Raw genomic sequence first — 317 nt, forward strand, 5'->3', positions numbered from 1 at the left:
CGGGTTTTGGGCAGGCCGGGGGCCCACTGGATGACGTCGGGGCTTGCGATGGGGCCGATTTCGGTGCGCACCCAGCCGCGCAGTTCCTTGACCAGATCGTCGGAGGGTTCGATGCCGTTCATCAGGGTGACGTAGCAATAGATGCCCTGGCCCTTGATGTCATGCGGGTAGCCGACCACCGCCGCCTCGGCGACCTTGGCGTGGGCGACCAGCGCGGATTCGACCTCGGCGGTGCCCATGCGGTGGCCCGAGACGTTGATCACGTCATCGACCCGCCCGGTGATCCAGTAATCGCCGTCGGCGTCGCGCTTGCAGCC

Annotated in this window: 1 protein-coding gene; it reads right to left on the reverse strand. The window is 67.2% G+C overall.

What is annotated here, in order from left to right:
• On the reverse strand, window positions 1–317 hold a 317-nt coding region (locus ACGKZZ_RS17320; RefSeq protein ID WP_411224761.1), incomplete at both ends, for an AMP-binding enzyme.

This window comes from Marivita sp. S2033, assembly GCF_046592965.1.
Classification (GTDB): Bacteria; Pseudomonadota; Alphaproteobacteria; order Rhodobacterales; family Rhodobacteraceae; genus Marivita.